Annotated in this window: 10 protein-coding genes and 1 pseudogene; 8 read left to right on the top strand and 3 right to left on the bottom strand. The window is 43.4% G+C overall.

Annotated features, from left to right (window positions below):
* Nucleotides 1–431: 431 nt before the first annotated feature.
* A complete protein-coding gene (locus Xsze_RS22685) occupies nt 432–746 on the top strand; it encodes a hypothetical protein (protein WP_244431836.1) in 315 nt (104 codons plus the stop codon).
* 95 nt (nt 747–841) lie between these two features.
* On the top strand, nt 842–8,023 hold the full coding sequence (locus Xsze_RS09650; RefSeq protein WP_038240576.1) for a TcdA/TcdB pore-forming domain-containing protein: 7,182 nt from the start codon (nt 842–844) through the stop codon (nt 8,021–8,023).
* Between the two features lie 141 nt (nt 8,024–8,164).
* Here the strand turns inward: Xsze_RS09650 and Xsze_RS09645 are convergent, their stop codons facing one another.
* Both Xsze_RS09645 and Xsze_RS09640 read right to left on the bottom strand, forming a co-directional pair.
* On the bottom strand, nt 8,165–8,617 hold the full coding sequence (locus tag Xsze_RS09645; protein WP_209435303.1) for a class I SAM-dependent methyltransferase: 453 nt from the start codon (nt 8,615–8,617) through the stop codon (nt 8,165–8,167).
* Between the two features lie 324 nt (nt 8,618–8,941).
* Nucleotides 8,942–9,304, bottom strand: coding sequence for a hypothetical protein (locus tag Xsze_RS09640; RefSeq protein ID WP_051462495.1), 363 nt, complete (start codon nt 9,302–9,304; stop codon nt 8,942–8,944).
* 255 nt (nt 9,305–9,559) lie between these two features.
* On the opposite strand from Xsze_RS09640, the gene atoD reads away from it, so the two are divergent.
* The 4 genes from atoD to Xsze_RS09620 all read left to right on the top strand — a co-directional run bounded on the left by atoD (nt 9,560) and on the right by Xsze_RS09620 (nt 14,027).
* On the top strand, nt 9,560–10,210 hold the full coding sequence (gene atoD / locus Xsze_RS09635) for an acetate CoA-transferase subunit alpha (RefSeq protein ID WP_038240577.1): 651 nt from the start codon (nt 9,560–9,562) through the stop codon (nt 10,208–10,210).
* A gap of 12 nt (nt 10,211–10,222) precedes the next feature.
* The gene (locus Xsze_RS09630; RefSeq protein ID WP_038240578.1) at nt 10,223–10,888 is read left to right on the top strand and encodes a 3-oxoacid CoA-transferase subunit B; all 666 of its coding nucleotides are present in this window, start codon (nt 10,223–10,225) and stop codon (nt 10,886–10,888) included.
* Nucleotides 10,885–12,207, top strand: coding sequence for a TIGR00366 family protein (locus Xsze_RS09625; protein WP_038240579.1), 1,323 nt, complete (start codon nt 10,885–10,887; stop codon nt 12,205–12,207). Before Xsze_RS09630 ends, Xsze_RS09625 begins: the two co-directional genes overlap by 4 nt.
* A 1,445-nt stretch (nt 12,208–13,652) precedes the next feature.
* Nucleotides 13,653–14,027: a hypothetical protein gene (locus tag Xsze_RS09620; RefSeq protein ID WP_038240580.1), complete on the top strand. Its 375-nt coding sequence runs from the start codon at nt 13,653–13,655 to the stop codon at nt 14,025–14,027.
* A gap of 76 nt (nt 14,028–14,103) precedes the next feature.
* On the opposite strand, the gene Xsze_RS09615 is transcribed toward Xsze_RS09620, so the two are convergent.
* Nucleotides 14,104–14,382, bottom strand: a complete 279-nt coding sequence (locus tag Xsze_RS09615; RefSeq protein WP_038240581.1) for a colicin Z C-terminal domain-related protein — start codon at nt 14,380–14,382, stop codon at nt 14,104–14,106.
* 826 nt (nt 14,383–15,208) lie between these two features.
* Here Xsze_RS09615 and Xsze_RS22680 point away from each other — a divergent pair.
* Both Xsze_RS22680 and Xsze_RS09605 read left to right on the top strand, forming a co-directional pair.
* Nucleotides 15,209–15,448: pseudogene (locus Xsze_RS22680) on the top strand (IS1 family transposase); the annotation flags it as partial.
* A gap of 525 nt (nt 15,449–15,973) precedes the next feature.
* Complete coding sequence (locus Xsze_RS09605) at nt 15,974–16,945, top strand: Fe(II)-2OG oxygenase family protein (RefSeq protein WP_051462496.1); 972 nt, start codon at nt 15,974–15,976, stop codon at nt 16,943–16,945.
* Nucleotides 16,946–17,229: the final 284 nt, after the last annotated feature.

The raw sequence follows: 17,229 nt of genomic DNA, 5'->3' as shown, positions 1-17,229 counted from the left end.
AATTAAATTTTATTTATCATTGATAAATAGGATTACGGCCCTGATCCTGATTTGGCGAGGCCAAGAGTTGATGGGCCCAAGTGACAGCCAGACAAACGTCATTACGGGTTAAATAACCATTTTTAAACTTATCCCTTCAAGTTAATGAGGTATATCTGGCAGGCTTAGCAACGTTAAAGGAATTGTCACGACGACCACCGTTGTTTTATGGGAAGGTTTTATGGGCAGGTTTTATTGGCAATGGCGACAGAGTTGGGTACGCTTTTGCGTCGCGAAATTAACCCCTCTTTAATTCGTGTCATCAGATTTTCCTTCTATATATTTATATTTGTTTCTTGTTATTTTCTGTAAAGTTAATTGATAACAGTCACCTATATGATAATAATAATCAATACGATTTATTATTGGCAATATATGAACGGAATCACGCGATGGGCATGACAATTGACAAAGACTGTATATCTGCTAATGCATTGCCATTTACCCTTGATTATTGCCTGTTATTGTTGCAGAACCCTTCTTCCAATCAGGCTCTGCCTCTTTATACTGCTTCACCTGAAATCTTCCCCATTAACGAACTTGAAACCAGAAGGGACAAGAAGATGATCCTGTCATCTTCCCGGCAAGGTATTGATTTTTTAACTTATGCCGCAATAGCCCGCTTTATATGGGTTTTAAGCCCGGCAGTACGCTTTGCAGATGGAGGATTGAATTATTGCTCAGGCGAGTTGATGCATTTGCCATGACTATATTTAGCCATATTTAACCATGACCATATTTAACGTGTTGTCACCCATAAAGTTTATCAATAGGACAGTAGGAGCCTTTGAGGAGAATTATCATGCCGAATAATAGCTACCAATCTCTGCTTATGTCAGCGCAGGCGACTCTTAAAGAGATACAGCGAAAACCGGATATCAAGGTGTTGATTCAGGCGATTAAACAAGGATTCAGCGAAAGCGGTCATAAATGGACCCCTGAATTGATCGGACAGCAGAAAATGCTGGAGAAGACGTTAGAGAAAGATGCTTACATGCGCTACAGCAATGACAAACCGGCTGATATCAGCGGCCTCAATGAAAGTGAGCAACGGTCATTTGTCAATGATATTAAGACGCTGGCAGCACGTACGACTACGGCCGATATCTTGGTACAAGGCAGCGAGAATACCGCCTTGTCCTCTCAAACCGATGCTGCCCTGGGCACTGCCGATGCTTTCCGGGTCATTCCCAAAGATTTCAAACAACGCCATAGCACTCGCTCCAAGGTGGGTGCCAGGCTAACCATTAACGTTGACAAGGCACATTTCAGCTCGCTTGCCAGTGCGCTGACCCGATTGTTCAATGATGACAACCGTGGCTGGCTGGAGCAGGCCAAAATCATGGGGCCGAAAAATCTGGGCCGCCGTACCGACCAAGCCGTGATCTACCTTTCCAATGCAGGGGTCGAGCATGCACATGCTATCGGCCGTCAGCTCAATGAGTTACTGCCGGCGACAGCCTTTATCAGACATACTCCGATTGGCATGTATCACGTAGACAAAGGCATTTCTTACTCTGAAACGGTTGAAGGTGAATCGAGCAGTCATGGTCAATCCCGGGCACGACTGATCGCAGCGGCAGCAACAGAATCCCTGCTCACCAATGCCCCGCTCGAGAAGACCCTGGGGAAAACCTTGCAAAGGCGGGGATACGATGTATCCAACCCGGCATTGCTGGCACAAGCGGTACGGGATCGTGAACTCAAAGGGGGCTTAATGCCTATAGGAAATGGCACCGAATCCCGCGAAGGGAGTGCCGATATTCAACAATTTGCCGCTGATCCGGTATCGTTCGCTGAATCCAATACCATCAGTGTGGAAGCATTGGTCAGGGCAGGACAACTCCCGGCAGAGGGACACGCTCAATTGGTGAAGGTCAAGCCAGGCCTATACGAAGTTGAATACATTGATCTGGGTACAAATAATGTTGCGGGCAGCACGAACAGCGTACCCGCATATTTCCTCGGCTACAACGGCGCAAATCAGGCTAAGGCGTTGCCTGCCTATGTGGATATTCCTAAACAGGCGGTTCCGGGAAGTTTTCTGTTCACGGGATCATTGTCGGGATGTTCAATCGTGGTGACCCACCTTGATGACAATACTTATCGAGTCTACCACGACGGCCGGGTTAACAGCTCGTTGCTGTATGATAATGTGGTCATGGCCGTGGACTATCAGGATTATCAGGTCGCCGGTACGGCTGAAGGTCTTGCTGCGGCTTACATGCAATACGTTGATGGTGAATGGCAACTGGTGTTCCAGCGTCAGGAGTACCAGCGAGAAGGTCATATGCTCTGGCCGAAGCTGCGCAACGGCGAGGAGCCGCTGTCAATTCAGGTCGCTGACAGTCAGGTAACTGCTCATGGTCAGGCAAAATTCACTGATTACCGTGAAAAAATTCACCAAAAACTCAAAGAGGTTGCTGATCAGTTCGGAATATCAACCGAGGGGATCTCTGATGGTATATATAAAGAAGGGGAATTTTCTCCGCACCATTCAGCGATTGCCGCATGGATTGGGCTGCGTGATAAGGTTCAGGACAAAATCACAGCAGACACTCAACAATTAGTGGACAAGCGAAGCGATCTCTATCAGCTCCGGAACAGCACCAGAGACAGTGCCAAACTTGCCTTTATTGACCAACAGATAAAGCAGCTCAATATCACGCTGGATTTCTACAAAGAGCAATACGATTCCGTTTTGCGTGAAGTGTTCTCCGTCGAACAAAGCTGGTTGTGGCAGCAGATAAAATCCAAGAACGGTATGGATGCCGTGTTGCAGATTAATGATACCGCTATTCAGGGTGGTGGTCAGGAACACAATCTCAGCCTGGGCGAACGTTATGCTATCGCCGAAGCTTATCAACGAAGGGAAACGCCCCCTGAATTTATTGATGGCTTGCGTCACTTTCAAGATGTCAGCATTCCGGGTTTTGACGATAGAATGTCGACACTGGAGATGAAAGACCTGTTTTTTGACAGCCAGCTTACCCCCAAGCAACGGGGAGCCTTAGTCGGCCGCATCACTAAAGCGAGCCAAGCTGAATACATTGATAAAGTCCTGAACCAGACCGCCGTATTCAGCGAAGATTTTCAACGTGCCGGCAGTATCTCCAGCCAGCTGGTACCACAAGATTTCTATCTGTCATTGGTCGGAGATGTCTCTGGCGGCCGTTGCTATCCGTTGGTCAGGGCCATGGCGGTGGCGTTGTCCGGCAATGGTGAGGTGGGTGTCAACAGTCTGGTGGAAAAACTCTTTTCGGCCGCGGCTTCCCCTCAGGAAGGCAGTTCCACGCTGCTAAAAAACAGTCTGGCAAGACTCCACTCCAATGTTGAGGCCGTACAGGCGTCAACGGCGCGGGGACAGGTTACTTTACCCGAAGTTAGTTCCCTGCTGAAAGAATCGGCTGGCACCTCAACCTTCGCCCTCAATACCCGAAATCACGCAATGATGGTGGGAGTGACCGTTGGAGCTGAAGGACGCCGGTACTATTTCTATGACCCCAATGTCGGAATTTTTGCATTTGACAACGTGGAAAATTTCTCCCATGCCATGGAGAAACACTTAGTGACACGCAAATTGGCCGTGCATTATGGCGCATTTGGCAGCAAGTCGACCCCCGCCTTCAACTTGGTGGAGATCGATCCTGCCAAGATGGCAAAAGTACCGGTAGGCAATGGGTTGGATGTTGCTGACTTGACCCGCCCCGATGAACTGGCCACCGTCATAGAGCAACGTCAATGGGCCAAACAAGTCGTCAATACCCAAGAAAAGGTTGCCGAAAGCACCCAGTTACGTACTGCTTTGGTGACCCTTGATGCTGAGCTGTGGGGAGAAAGATTCGACAACGCCATAACAGAGCTTGCCAGGGAAAATGGACTTGACCAGCGCTGGATGCCGGTGATTGACAATATCAAGGAACAGGATGAAGGCCCTTATCGCATCCAATTCATCAATCGCGATAACCTTGAAGAAATGTGGATAAACAGCAGCGATGATACCTTTATCAAATTCCGCCATTTTATTGATGAGCATATGCGCACGTTGGGTCAGCATTTCACCCTCGAACGCGGCCAGATACAGCACAATGGCGGGGTTGGCGAAGCCGCTCCCGTTGATGGGCTGAACGCAGGGTTTGCGGTACAGACGCTGATCCAGTGGTTTGCCAACAAGAACCGCAACGATGCTGCACAAGGGATATCTTCGCCAGATCTGGCCACTGCACTCAAGATCCACAGCTACCTTAACTACGCCCAAATGGCGCACAGCAGCATCAACGATGTGGTTAAAGTGACTGAGCTGGTGCGTACCGCATTGCGCGGTGAAGTGGTGGGTGCCGAAACATCACTCAAGGAGTTTTCTTCCGCTCTAGCGCATACTGCCAACGAAGGCATAGGCTTGCTTTTTGGTGGCGCTTTTGTTGGGTTAGACGCCTATGAACTCGCCCATGCAGAAACGGATACACAGAAAGCGGTATTTGGAACTCAACTGGCGTTCGATTCCGCCAGTTTCGTGACCGGTGCTGCCGGATTTGGTGCCGGCATGGTCGGAGCATCAACAACTGCGGCCGTTCTCGGTGGTGCAGGGGTAATCCTTGGCGGGCTTGCCGTGGGCTTCACCGCACTGGCCCAGGCTTTTGGGGCAGTCGCCGAGGATGCCAAGGCTGTGGGGCGTTATTTCGATCTGCTCGATAAAGCCTACGCGGGTAATGGTTATCGGTATGACAGCGGGCAAGATGTGTTGGTGCCTCTCGCCGGCGCTGTCATCAAGACGTTAGATCTGCGCAATAAACAGGTGGGCTTCGACAGCCAGTACATCTACCGTACCCATTCTGGCCCTACAGGTTCAGGGAAAATCAATTATTTCTTTTGGGTCGGAGATTCTCCGAGAATGGTGCACGATCGCAGCCAGGCAATCGAAGTGCGCAGTGGAATCGGTCATAAAGAGGCTTCCCATAAGCTCGACCACAATGACAGTAATGTGCTGATCTTGCCGGGTACACCCAAATCCTTCATCAAATACGAATATATGATACTCCCGGGGGCAACTACGCGCGGTGATACCGGCTTCGATGTGATCCGCAAGCTCGAAGATGATAAGCGCTTTGACTATGATTTCTACGTTTTCCCGAGTGAGTATACGATCCGCAGGATCCATCAGGAGTATGTGGCGACACCTGTTGAAGTCATACTCGACCAGCGCAGCAGGAAACTGATAGTGCCGGAGCTTCCCAAGGAGCTGCGTGGCTACCTGCATTACGAAATCAAAGGTGCAGGCGGCGAGTACCTGATCGGGTTGAACGAAGGGGCGAGTGTGAAGCTCATGAGCGACGTTATCAAACCGGACGGCACGTCACGCTGGATCATTGATAGCAGCCAGCTTGACAGCGACACGATCAAGGTCACGAAAAACCGACTGGAAATCGGTGGGGTTGTGGTGGAACTTGACCCGTCCCAGAACGGACAGGTGCTGCTGGTCAACAGCAATAACGAAGTGCGCGAAATCAACTTCTCCACACTGACGGCTGATGTGATCAAAGAGGATGCGAGCAAGTGGCAAGTACCCGGCCAGCAAATCGAGCAGCATTTAAGTGATCTTGCCAAAGCGCATCAGTTGCACGGGCAATATGTGGTGGTGGAAAACTACAGCCACAATGGGCATGATGTCGGCCAAGCCTTCTATGATGTCGCTAAAGATCGGATGATATTCACTGACACGACCCAAGAACAGGCCAAACACGCCCAGCTGGGCGCAGTGATGGGCGACCACGCTTATTTCTACGACGCCGACAACGCGGCGGCATGGCGGGTAGACATCGCCACCGGACAGGTTGATGCGCAGTTTATGCCATGGTTCAACCATAATGCGGGCAAGATCAGTCGGCTATGGCAAGAAGGAAATGCAGTTTATCTGGCACGCCATTATCAATTGAAAGAGAGGGCAGCCGAGCTGGGTTACCGGATCGTCGGTGACCGAATGGAGCTCGTCAGTGTTGTGGGTGACCATGAGTTGCTCCAACAGTTGGCAAACACCGACAGACATGGTGATGTGCTCGGTGCGATACGCCAGAGCTACGAGAGCAACAGCACCCGGGGTGAGTTGTCGACATATACGCTGGGCACACAGCAGGTTCAGCCGACGGGTGCGGACCTGATCACGGTATTTGGCGTAGATGCAGATAACGTGAAGCACCGCTACTGGATACGCACCAACGACGGGACGTTGATCAAGCCAAATCTGGCTCCGCCAGCAGATAACACCCTGTCCTTAGAAGAGCTTAAACAAGCCCGCAGCCACTGGCAAATTCCGGCTGATCTGGTATTAGCAGGCAGTATCACCACCCCTGCTGGTAAAGAAGTGTTCTTCTTCTACAGCCATGAGCAAAAGGTCCTGTTCCGTCAGGAAGGCCCGGGGCAGACAGAACTTGACGCCAGCCATCCCACAGCATTGCGCGTCAGCACTCCCCCACTGGCTAACGTGGTCAACCTGAATGGTGGCTTGCTTGCCATCACTGAAGATGGGCGTGTGGCTCAACTCAATGCGTCGGGACAGCTTAACTACGAAGCCGTTAACGAACATTGGCTCAAGGAACGGACTCATTGGTGGCAGGATCTGGCCGGCGTCGCTGGCAGCGGAGCTACCCTGGCCGTGTTTGGCGTCAAAGGCACCGATGGCAAGAGCCAATTGCCGGTGTGGTATCACAACGGACAAGTGGTAGTCGCTTCAGCAGAATTACAGGGCAAGCCATTACAATTTCTGGGATTCGAAGCGGGTAGCACCTCCGCACGGTTCTTTGAACCTGAAAGCGGTAAGCTATATTACCAGCCTGCCATGACCGCAAGTGAGCTGGCTGCCGCTTTTGGCTCTGACCAAGTGCTTGACACATCGGCGCAGATCCCTGTTGCCAGTGAATTGACACCTGAATTGTCCCTAAAAGAAGTACAGCTGGTTGATGTCGGCATGCGCCTGACCACAACCAAGGGCGAGATTTTGTTCCGGGCCAATAATGGCAAGTTGCAGTTAATTGGTGTTGACGAAGTATGGCAGAGCAACAACAAAACTGATCAGGCGCAGGCACTCTCTGAACTTGCCAGTCAGTGGCATGCCCAAGGGGCACTGACCTTACAAAGCCACAACACACCAAGCTGGTTTGATGTTGGCAGCGGTCAGAAATTTGTAGGCAATGGAATCCGAACCTCAGATCATCTGAGTTTTATCGGAGCCGATGCAAAAAATAAGACGGCGTATGTGTATGATCAGACGAATCAGAAACTGTACTGTCTCAATGATGACAAAACCTTAACAATCAATAAACTCAATGACGTAGAACGAATTAATTCCTCTTTGCTGCTTCAAGGAGGGGAAGCCGATGACAATCTGACACCACCACTTATTGACGGTGTCGATAGTCTGCTGCTGTATGGTGGAGCCAATCACGACTCCTATAATTTCACTAGGGAAGCGTGGGATCACTACCGTACCGTGATCATCGATAATAATGATCCGGCACAAAAGTTGGATCGCCTGATCCTGCCGATAGCGAATCCGGAAAGCATTCTGGTGAGCCAGCACAATGATGATTTGATGTTGACTGACACAGGCAACGGGACAGCATTGGTGGTGCGTCAGGCATTTGACCACAAGGTAAAGACCCATCTGCATATCAATCTGGAGGGAACCTCATCAATGATTAACGTGGATGATCTGGTCAAACGCTTAAGCAAAGCAAATGACACTCAAGGCTCTCAGGACATGCTGATGGATTTATCCTGGGCTAGCCGCCAAGCTGTCAAACCTGCCATGATGGCTGATGCAGTTGCTACTTTCTCAGAAGAAGAAAACTTGATCCTGGGAAATCTGGTTGGCGCAATGGCTGCATTCCCTGATGCCGGAAGTGTTCAAGGGAACACGCTGCAAAACCTTCAGCCAGCCGAGGCCGAACAGCCGCTGATGTTGCCTAACCCCAAAATTTCCTTACTATAAATACAAGAAACAACAGGAGGGGCAATCCCCCTCCTTTTTTCAATACCCAACCTTTTCCAATACCTTCCCTGACTCGCTCTCATGTCATCACTGTCGAATAAATTCCGGTATTGCTGGTTTGTATATCGGCTTTCTGTATCCCTAGAAAAACACAGCTGCACCAACAATAAATAAGCCTGAATTGCCGGCATCCAAAATAGGAAACAATTCCCCTATGCTGCCCCGAGGTTTGTGAAATCTGAATAGTTGTACTTGGGTCGATGAACTGGCCATTCCGATAAATTCTTCATTAGGAATAATCATATTCCACCAAATATTGAGTGTAATCTGGTTCACATTTTCTTCATGTCGGAATGTGGTATTTAATTCCTGTGCATAATCAAAATCCCGATAGTGGCAGCTATAGTTAGGGCTTAATTCTTCCAGCAGATCTTCATATTCATTGAGAAACTCACTGTATCGGTAGTCACGGTTATTTTGTAGAATCGCCATGACACCATTATCTGCCAGACTGCTTCTGGCTAACTCTAATACCCTTTCCCGATCCATCCATTGAAAAGATTGTGCGGCTATAATCAAATCTGGATTATTCACATTGGCGAGATGTTGTTCAGTACTACCATGTAACCAATTGACCCATATTAATTATCTGGAACAGCAAAACTAATTAATATCATTTAACAAAGCTAATCACCATAACCAACACGATGGAGTTTTCCTATATAACACATTAATAATGTCATCATTTCTTACAAGATAACCAACATTAAATATTAATCCATAAAAAAACAATGACATTAATTATTTAAAACCCGATTAAAAATTGGCTAAAAATATAAACCTTATCTCTCTATAATAAATAACAACAAATCAATATTTATTCAATACCATTAAAGGAAGCTCCCCATTTGTTCTAATTTAAAGCTTATATTCCCCCTTACCTTTATCTGAATCACCAGACATAATCTGTTTATTGTCAAACTGTTTACTGTCATCTGTAAAATATACATAACGCCCATGTTGAAATATGTAATTCACAATATCAGAAGCCCCCTTTTGGCTGAAAGTCACTTTGATATAATGGCCGGCGTCAATACTTTGCTGACTATCACACCACGGAGTCCACATACCACCGGTAGATGAATCATTTCCCGGAGAAACAGTCACATGGTCAGGAAAGAGGGGGAAGAGTTTATTTTCTGACTCCTGATTAAATAAATTCACTTTGTATTTACAACCAAAATTATTATCAACATTAATAATATTTCGAATATCTGACATGTTAATCACTCCTTAATATACCTTAAAGGGTTTTTAGTTTTACTACATACCAAAGGAACAATAATACCGCCTATACAAACCACTCAATAATTACCTCTACAGGATTATCGGATGATATACCACTATTAAAGACAGGTCAGGCTCACAATTACAAAACTTTAATACTTTTATTGTTAACGGAAAATAAAATTTAATCTGTCGCTATACCATTCGTTATTTTATTGTTGAAGATATTTTTATTAACAGAAAATAAATATGAAAAATAAACAAATAACGCTTAATCAGGCAAAAGAATTTTTCTGTGATGGAATGACCATTATGGTAGGTGGGTTTATGGGCGTTGGGACACCACAACATTTAATTACCGCGCTATTGGAAACCAATGTAAAAAATCTAACCATCATCACCAACGATACTGCGTTTGTTGATACAGGTATAGGGCCATTGATTGTTAATAACCGGGTAAAAAAATTAATTGCATCCCATATTGGCACTAACCCAGAAGCAGGCCATCGCATGCTTTCCGGTGAAATGGAAGTGCAACTGATACCACAGGGTACGCTGGCAGAGCGGATTCGGTGTGCTGGTGCAGGCTTAGGTGGTTTTCTGACACCAACGGGTGTAGGGACTATCGTTGAAGAAGGCAAAGAGAAAAAAGTCATCAATGGCCGGACATACCTTCTTGAACTCCCGCTATATGCTGATCTGGCATTGATTCAGGCCCACCAAGCCGACACTTCCGGCAACCTGACCTATCATCTCAGCGCACGTAACTTTAACCCACTCATTGCAATGGCTGCGGATATCACTCTTGCTGAATCCGATGAAATCGTACCGATGGGTTCCCTCGATCCGGACTGCATTGTCACACCGGGAGCCATCATCGATCATATTATTATTCGGTAAGGAGGATCCACCATGAACACTAAGGAACTGATCGCCCGCCGTGTTGCCCTTGAACTGAATGACGGCGATATTGTTAACCTTGGCATCGGCCTGCCCACTCAGGTAGTGAACTATCTGCCTGAGGGGGTACATATCACCCTACAGTCTGAAAACGGTTTTCTCGGTTTGGGGCCTGTCACGCAGCCGGATAAAGATCTGGTCAACGCAGGAGGTCAGCCTTGTGGAGTACTGCCGGGAGCATCGATGTTTGACAGCGCCTTCTCCTTTGCACTGATCCGCGGAGGTCACGTTGATGTCAGTGTGCTGGGCGGGTTGCAGGTCGATCAACACGCCAATCTTGCTAACTGGATGGTGCCGGGTAAAAAAGTATCTGGCATGGGGGGTGCCATGGATCTGGTAACCGGTGCCCGCAACGTCATCATTGCAATGGAACATTGCGCAAAAGATGGCTCAGCCAAAATTCTGCGTGAATGCACGATGCCACTAACAGCGGTCAACGCAGTGGATACACTGGTTACTGAACTCGCTGTATTTCGTTTCGAAAATGGCCGGATGGTGCTGTGTGAATATGCACCCAATGTGGACATTGACACCATCAAGGCAAAAACAGAAGCCGAATTTATTATCTCTCCAGACGTGAAAATAATGCCGATTAATGTCGCTGGAGGCCACCTATGATCGCCCGCATTGCTCGTGTGATGACACGGATTGTCAGCCGTTATCTGCCCGATCCGCTGATTTTTGCAATGCTGCTCACTATTCTCACTTTTATCACCGCCCTGTCGTTAACACCAAGCACACCAGTGAATCTGGTCAAAATGTGGGGAGATGGTTTCTGGAACCTGCTTGCTTTCGGGATGCAGATGGCGCTGATTATTGTCACTGGTCACGCACTGGCGAGCTCTGGTCCGGTTAAGCGAATCCTGAAACTGACAGCCTCGCAGGCAAAAACCCCCGGACAGGGGGTAATGCTGGTGACTTTCTTCAGCGCTGTCGCTTGTGTCATTAACTGGGGTTTCGGGTTGATTGTCGGCACGATGTTTGCCCGCGAGGTTGCTCGCCGGGTGCCTGGTTCTGATTATCCGCTTCTGATCGCCTGCGCTTACATCGGTTTCCTGACTTGGGGTGGCGGTTTTTCCGGCTCAATGCCTCTGTTGGCAGCAACACCGGGTAACCCGGTTGAACATCTCTCAGGGCTGATCCCTATCAGCCAGACTCTCTTTACCCCTTACAACATTTTTATCACTCTCAGCCTCATCATCATCATGCCGTTTGTGACCCGTATGATGATGCCGAAGAAAGACAATATTGTGATGATCAACCCCCTGCTACTGGAAGAAGAACCTGATTTCCAGAAAAAAATAGCGCGGGACGCCCCATTCTCTGAACGTATGGAAGAAAGCCGTGTTATCACGTGGATCATCGCAATACTGGGTTTCACCTACCTCGGCATATACTTCAGCGAAAACGGATTCAACATAACCATTAACACGGTCAACATGATTTTCCTGCTGATTGGCTTATTACTGCATAAAACTCCGATGGCATATATGCGTGCCATTGGGGCGGCGGCGAAAAGCACGGCAGGGATTCTGGTTCAGTTCCCCTTCTATGCCGGTATTCAACTGATGATGGAAGGTTCAGGACTCGGTGGCCTAATTACTGAATTTTTTATCAATGTCGCCAACAAAGACACCTTCCCAATCATGACGTTCTTCAGTTCCGCACTTATCAACTTTGCCGTGCCATCTGGTGGTGGTCACTGGGTCATTCAGGGACCATTTGTCATACCTGCCGCTGAAGCATTGGGGGCAGATTTGGGTAAATCCGTTATGGCCATCGCCTATGGTGAACAGTGGATGAACATGGCACAACCGTTTTGGGCATTACCCGCACTGGCTATCGCAGGACTCGGTGTACGCGATATGATGGGTTATTGCATCACAGCCCTGCTTTTTTCTGGTTTGATATTCATTATCGGCCTAATCTTGTTTTAACGAGAATATGCATTAAGCTAAAGATATGAGATATTCAAGCTTCAAAATCTCAACCCTCATTTTTAATTTCAAGGATTTTTCATATTAAAAATTAGATTTTAATGAGCAGGAAGATCTATAAAATATGAAGCGCTCCAAAAAAATTGACAGATTAAACTAAAATTCTAATAATGCCTGAGATAGAAATTAAACTGGACTCAAGCTATTTAATTTTAGGGGCTGTCCTCGATAACTAATATAATCTAGCCCCCCCCTTTCTGTTTACTTAATTAGCGGGGTTGGTATAGGCCGTTTGCTTTACTTTAGAGAAATTGGCGTAGATATATGGCAAGGTTTGCAAAACATCAATGAAAGCTTGATGGATTAGAGATTAAAGTTTATCCTGAACATATAGAAATACTTTAAGATAAAACTACTGCTAACACCTTAGAACTCCACTATATTAAAACATATTGGAGAGATCTTAGTCATATGCAACCATATAATCAGGCATATCATTAATATTAAATTTTCAATTGTTGTTGTTTCCAAAAATAGGGTTTATACAAAAGCTTACAAACGTGTACTTGGTGATCTTAAACTCTGATAGGAAAACTTGAAAAAGTTGATATAAAATGTCCTATCGGTGATTCAATATTAATTATGGTCAGTGATGAAAATATTTTTCATATCTGGGAGTCAGAATTTATCTGATTATAGATATGCTCTGCTTTTCTTTGTGATTATGCAGAATATGAGAGCAAAGCACATGATAATGGTAGTTTTTGTGATAGCCATTATATTTATAATAACATAATTTCTAAAATTATGTCTGTGTCAGGTAATGGATTAAAGTCTTATATTTCTCTTTATTTAGACTATGATACTTAGAAGATGCCTATTGCGATAATAAAACAAGAAAGTTTTATAACTATTCTACAAAAACGTAGATGAAAAATATGACCTCATTTTATCTGGATCAAATTCATTAAATGAGCAGAGAAATCACCATTGATTTCCTTGTGTGATATTAACAATTATTGCCTATCGTTAATCAGCTTTCGCTTTGGGAAAAATTTGGCTGTCGAGTGACCAGCAAATTTGCGATACATTAAAATAAAAATATTTTGGCAAATCTGAACACTTAAACCAGATATAACTTGTTAAAGTCAGTACCACCAGTTGCCTTGTCTCATCGGTGTCCATCAGTCTTACGCACTGCATGATTACCATATCACCGAATATCTAGCCTTGATGCCATCTGCCGCTTGCAACCTCGCTATATAAGTGATCGAGACGAATAAAATGCGACTTAACAAGCAACTTTATAGCTTACCTTTTAATTTCGATATAAAGTGGATTGTAAAATAAGAAAGTCTATAATCTTATTATAAATTTATTAGTATGAAGATTTTCATTAGTAATCATGGCACATAAAAATGTACTGTAAAAATAGGTGAAGAAAGATGAAGAGATTAATAGGTGTGTTATCAATGTTAGCAATAATTATCTCAGGTTGTGTTTCAGTACAAAAGCCTTTTTCGATGGATTATAAAACCAATGACTCAACATTTCATTTAACTAAATCATGTATAGAGCAACTTATTCCGAAAGAAAAAAGCAATATGATTTTCATGAAAATAAAAAACAGTGCTGATTGCAGCAAGCCATTCAATCTATTTTGGGAAAGAAATGTAGGAAAAGAAGTGTCTGTTTTCTTTAACGGAAAACCGGCGTTTAAAAATACCAATATAATCAATCCCATTCATACTGAAAATGGGTTTGATCAAGCTGTTGAATCTAACGCAATATTAAATGATATAGTTAGCAAACTAAATTAATATAAATTAATGGCTTCTTTTTTGCCAAAGAAGCCATAAGATAATCATATTAATAATTAATTTATTTAAATAACTATTAATAAGTTACTTCTATTGTTTGACCTATTGAATGACTCTTGAAACGAATACGATCTGTACCAGCGCCATCATTACCTTGAATCGTATAAGAGCCTGGCCCTATCGTACTGACTTGTATCATCCCTGAATTTGATGCAAATTCAATCTCAATATCAAATGATGAGGGCGCTTCAGAAATAGTATCAAATGAAACAGTATAAGCATAAGGTCCTACATGTTCAGCTAAGTCAACCCATGGTCCCCATGTAAATGGAGGTGCCCAAGCTTGTTTTCTCATAATAACCTCTCATTTTAATTAATGAACTTAATAAACATAATGAACTTTATTTTTATTACATAACAACAAAGTAAAATTAATGCATACTACTTAACGCATCCATAAAATGGATGTAACATAAAGAAAAATAAAAGCCAAAAATTTATTTCAAATAAAGTTCACCCAAAATATAAAATAATATAATTATGACCATTAATAATAAAGATAAAACCTCCAGTATAAATCATTTATTATTCATCATAACAACCAAATAAAATAAACCGATACGAAATATTAAATTTTTAATAGTGACTATTATCATATGTTTCGTAAAATATAAATAAAATAATGTAATTAGAATTTACTTGAAATTATTATTTGTCGCAGATAAAATATTCGTACAGTTAACTAATCACATCAAAACAATTAACCAATGTTGCATATCGACCACTCAATGCAGCCATTGCTGCTTTATGTACTGAATCTGCATCAATTAATGAACCATCAATATATCTGAGATCACGACTGGCACATATATCTGCACAGACAAAATTCTCATACCCTAATTCTGACGCTTTAATCGTCGTAGCCGTTACTCACATATGCTTATAAAACCAGCCAACACTAACTGATTATGGTCAGTCAGTGATAATAAATGACTTAATTCAGTATGGTGAAATGAGTTAGGCAGTGATTTAACAATGATTTTTTATTCACAATGAGCCTTAATGTCATTAATCAAACTGACTTTATCTGTTGATAGGATCAAACACGGCAGAACCGGGTTTAGCATGATGTACAATGAAATACAGGAACATGATTTTTTCTGGTATAGACTCACTGTGACGATGTGACTCTTATCTGTGAATGAGATGCACAATGGTCTTTTGTCGGTAACAAAAAGCAACGTCATTGGCTTTGGTATGCGTTTGATACAAAAAGAAAACAGGTAATAGCACATGTATTCGGCCCTCGAACTGATGCGACCTGTCGCAAATTGCTCGACTGACTGATGCCTTTTAGCATTCGTTTCATCACCACAGGTGATTGGGGGAGTTACACCAGAGAAATTGAGCCTGAAAAACATCATTATAACGCTTTGGAGTCATGACCCAAAATTTATTAAGCGACATGCTCTGTGCCAAATCTCATCACATTTATTTTAACTCACTTTCAATATACAGGGTTACTGCCTATCATCGCTAAAAAAGAAGAATAAAAAATATAGGTTTATTATCAATTTTATTTTTCAAGATAATAATAGACAGTATCAAGATCATTATTGATTCTGTTGAGAATAACAAATGAATCTGTCACATATTTCTACGGACTTTGAAATAGAACGTGTTTTACAAGCCAATCTTACCAAGTACTGATGAAAGCTCAGAAGGTTGCCCCTCTATGAGTTATGTATAACGCTTGTTGAGTATTTGCCGTTTCTCCCGTGCTTTTCATTTCTTCTCCAAGCATTGACTTTCAGAAAAAACAGTGTCCAAAAAAAACTCAAAATGTAAACAAACGTAAATTTAATGTTGTTTTTGTTTGTTTATTGTAATTTCCTATACGTCTCGTTCACCAATTGTATTGATAGATACTTATTGGAGTATAGAAAATGACACATGTAAAGGAAATCAAACCGAGCCTAAATGAACGTAAGGCTATCAAGGCATTAATAGATCATATTTTATTTGATGAGAAGTTAGATAACCAATACCGTTTTCTAGAAAAATCTTCTATTTTCGCTCAGGAGTTACCTCGGAGTATTAGAGAAGAGTTTTACCGCTTCAAGCGAGATGAAGAATATGCTGCTATTCATGTCAAAGATAACCCTGTCCTAATCAATGGCCCGGGGCCAACGCCAGGCAGATTAATAGAGTTAGACGATGGATATAAAATTAATGATGCACAAATTTTATTAGGTTTATATGGCTCTTTATTAGGGGAAGGGATAGGATTTACTTCTCAACGAAATGGTAATATCTACAACAACATTATTCCTTTTGAAGAATTAAAAAAAGTCTCTAATCTAAGCAGTGGTTCTGATAAAGATTTCAAATTTCATGTTGAAGATGCCTTTCATCCGGCAAGAGCCGAGTTTTTAGGGTTGGTCTGTATGAGGAATGAAGAAAAAGTCCCGACTACAGTCTCTTGTATTGATGGCATTGAGCTTACGGATCAGGAAATTGATTTACTTTTTCAGAATAGGTTTAATATTTCTCATAACGCGATTCACTTAACGTCAAATGTTATTAATGAAGAAAATCAAGCAATACTCTTTGGCGCTAAAGAAAAACCTTATGTAAGAATTAATACAGCAAATTTGAATTTAGATGAAAATTCACCAGAAGAAATAAATGCAGTAAATAAATTAATTGAACTCCTGGGTAAAAACAAAAAAGAAGTTGTTTTGAATTCATCAGATTGCATATTTGTTGATAATTTCAGATGTGTACATGCCAGAGATGCTTATAAACCTCTTTTTGGAGAAAAAGCTCGCTGGTTAATCAGGGCTGTTTTTACCACTGATTTAAAGAAATCGAGAGGAATGCGGGAATCTGTTCAGAGCCGGGCTATTATTACTTAGTATTTTTATAAAAAACATAAAACTTTATCAGTTTGATAAAGACATTGTGAAATAAACAGCATATCTGGGATATTGATTTTTGACACGAAGATAGGCTTCCATTCTTAATCTGTATATATATTTTCTATAAAATCAAGGTCCTTATCTTTCAGACAATAAGTTTTACCCCTATTCTAATAGGGGTAAAACTTTATTAAGTGATAGTTTTTATCCGGTATGAAAAATAATTCATATCAAAGTCGAACACATTAACAATACATGCCTTAAATTAATTGAAGGAAATT

This window comes from Xenorhabdus szentirmaii DSM 16338 (assembly GCF_002632585.1).
Taxonomy (GTDB): Bacteria; Pseudomonadota; Gammaproteobacteria; order Enterobacterales; family Enterobacteriaceae; genus Xenorhabdus; species Xenorhabdus szentirmaii.
The sequence above is the reverse complement of the archived record's forward strand: the minus strand, read 5'-3'. Positions and strand labels throughout refer to the sequence as shown.

What these genes read in the sequence shown, in the direction of transcription:
- Xsze_RS22685 (WP_244431836.1), top strand. Translation starts at nt 432, where the DNA reads ATGGGCATGACAATTGACAAAGACTGTATATCTGCTAATGCATTGCCA.
- Xsze_RS09650 (WP_038240576.1), top strand. Translation starts at nt 842, where the DNA reads ATGCCGAATAATAGCTACCAATCTCTGCTTATGTCAGCGCAGGCGACT.
- Xsze_RS09640 (WP_051462495.1), bottom strand. Translation starts at nt 9,304, where the DNA reads ATGTCAGATATTCGAAATATTATTAATGTTGATAATAATTTTGGTTGT.
- atoD (WP_038240577.1), top strand. Translation starts at nt 9,560, where the DNA reads ATGAAAAATAAACAAATAACGCTTAATCAGGCAAAAGAATTTTTCTGT.
- Xsze_RS09630 (WP_038240578.1), top strand. Translation starts at nt 10,223, where the DNA reads ATGAACACTAAGGAACTGATCGCCCGCCGTGTTGCCCTTGAACTGAAT.
- Xsze_RS09625 (WP_038240579.1), top strand. Translation starts at nt 10,885, where the DNA reads ATGATCGCCCGCATTGCTCGTGTGATGACACGGATTGTCAGCCGTTAT.
- Xsze_RS09620 (WP_038240580.1), top strand. Translation starts at nt 13,653, where the DNA reads ATGAAGAGATTAATAGGTGTGTTATCAATGTTAGCAATAATTATCTCA.
- Xsze_RS09615 (WP_038240581.1), bottom strand. Translation starts at nt 14,382, where the DNA reads ATGAGAAAACAAGCTTGGGCACCTCCATTTACATGGGGACCATGGGTT.
- Xsze_RS09605 (WP_051462496.1), top strand. Translation starts at nt 15,974, where the DNA reads ATGACACATGTAAAGGAAATCAAACCGAGCCTAAATGAACGTAAGGCT.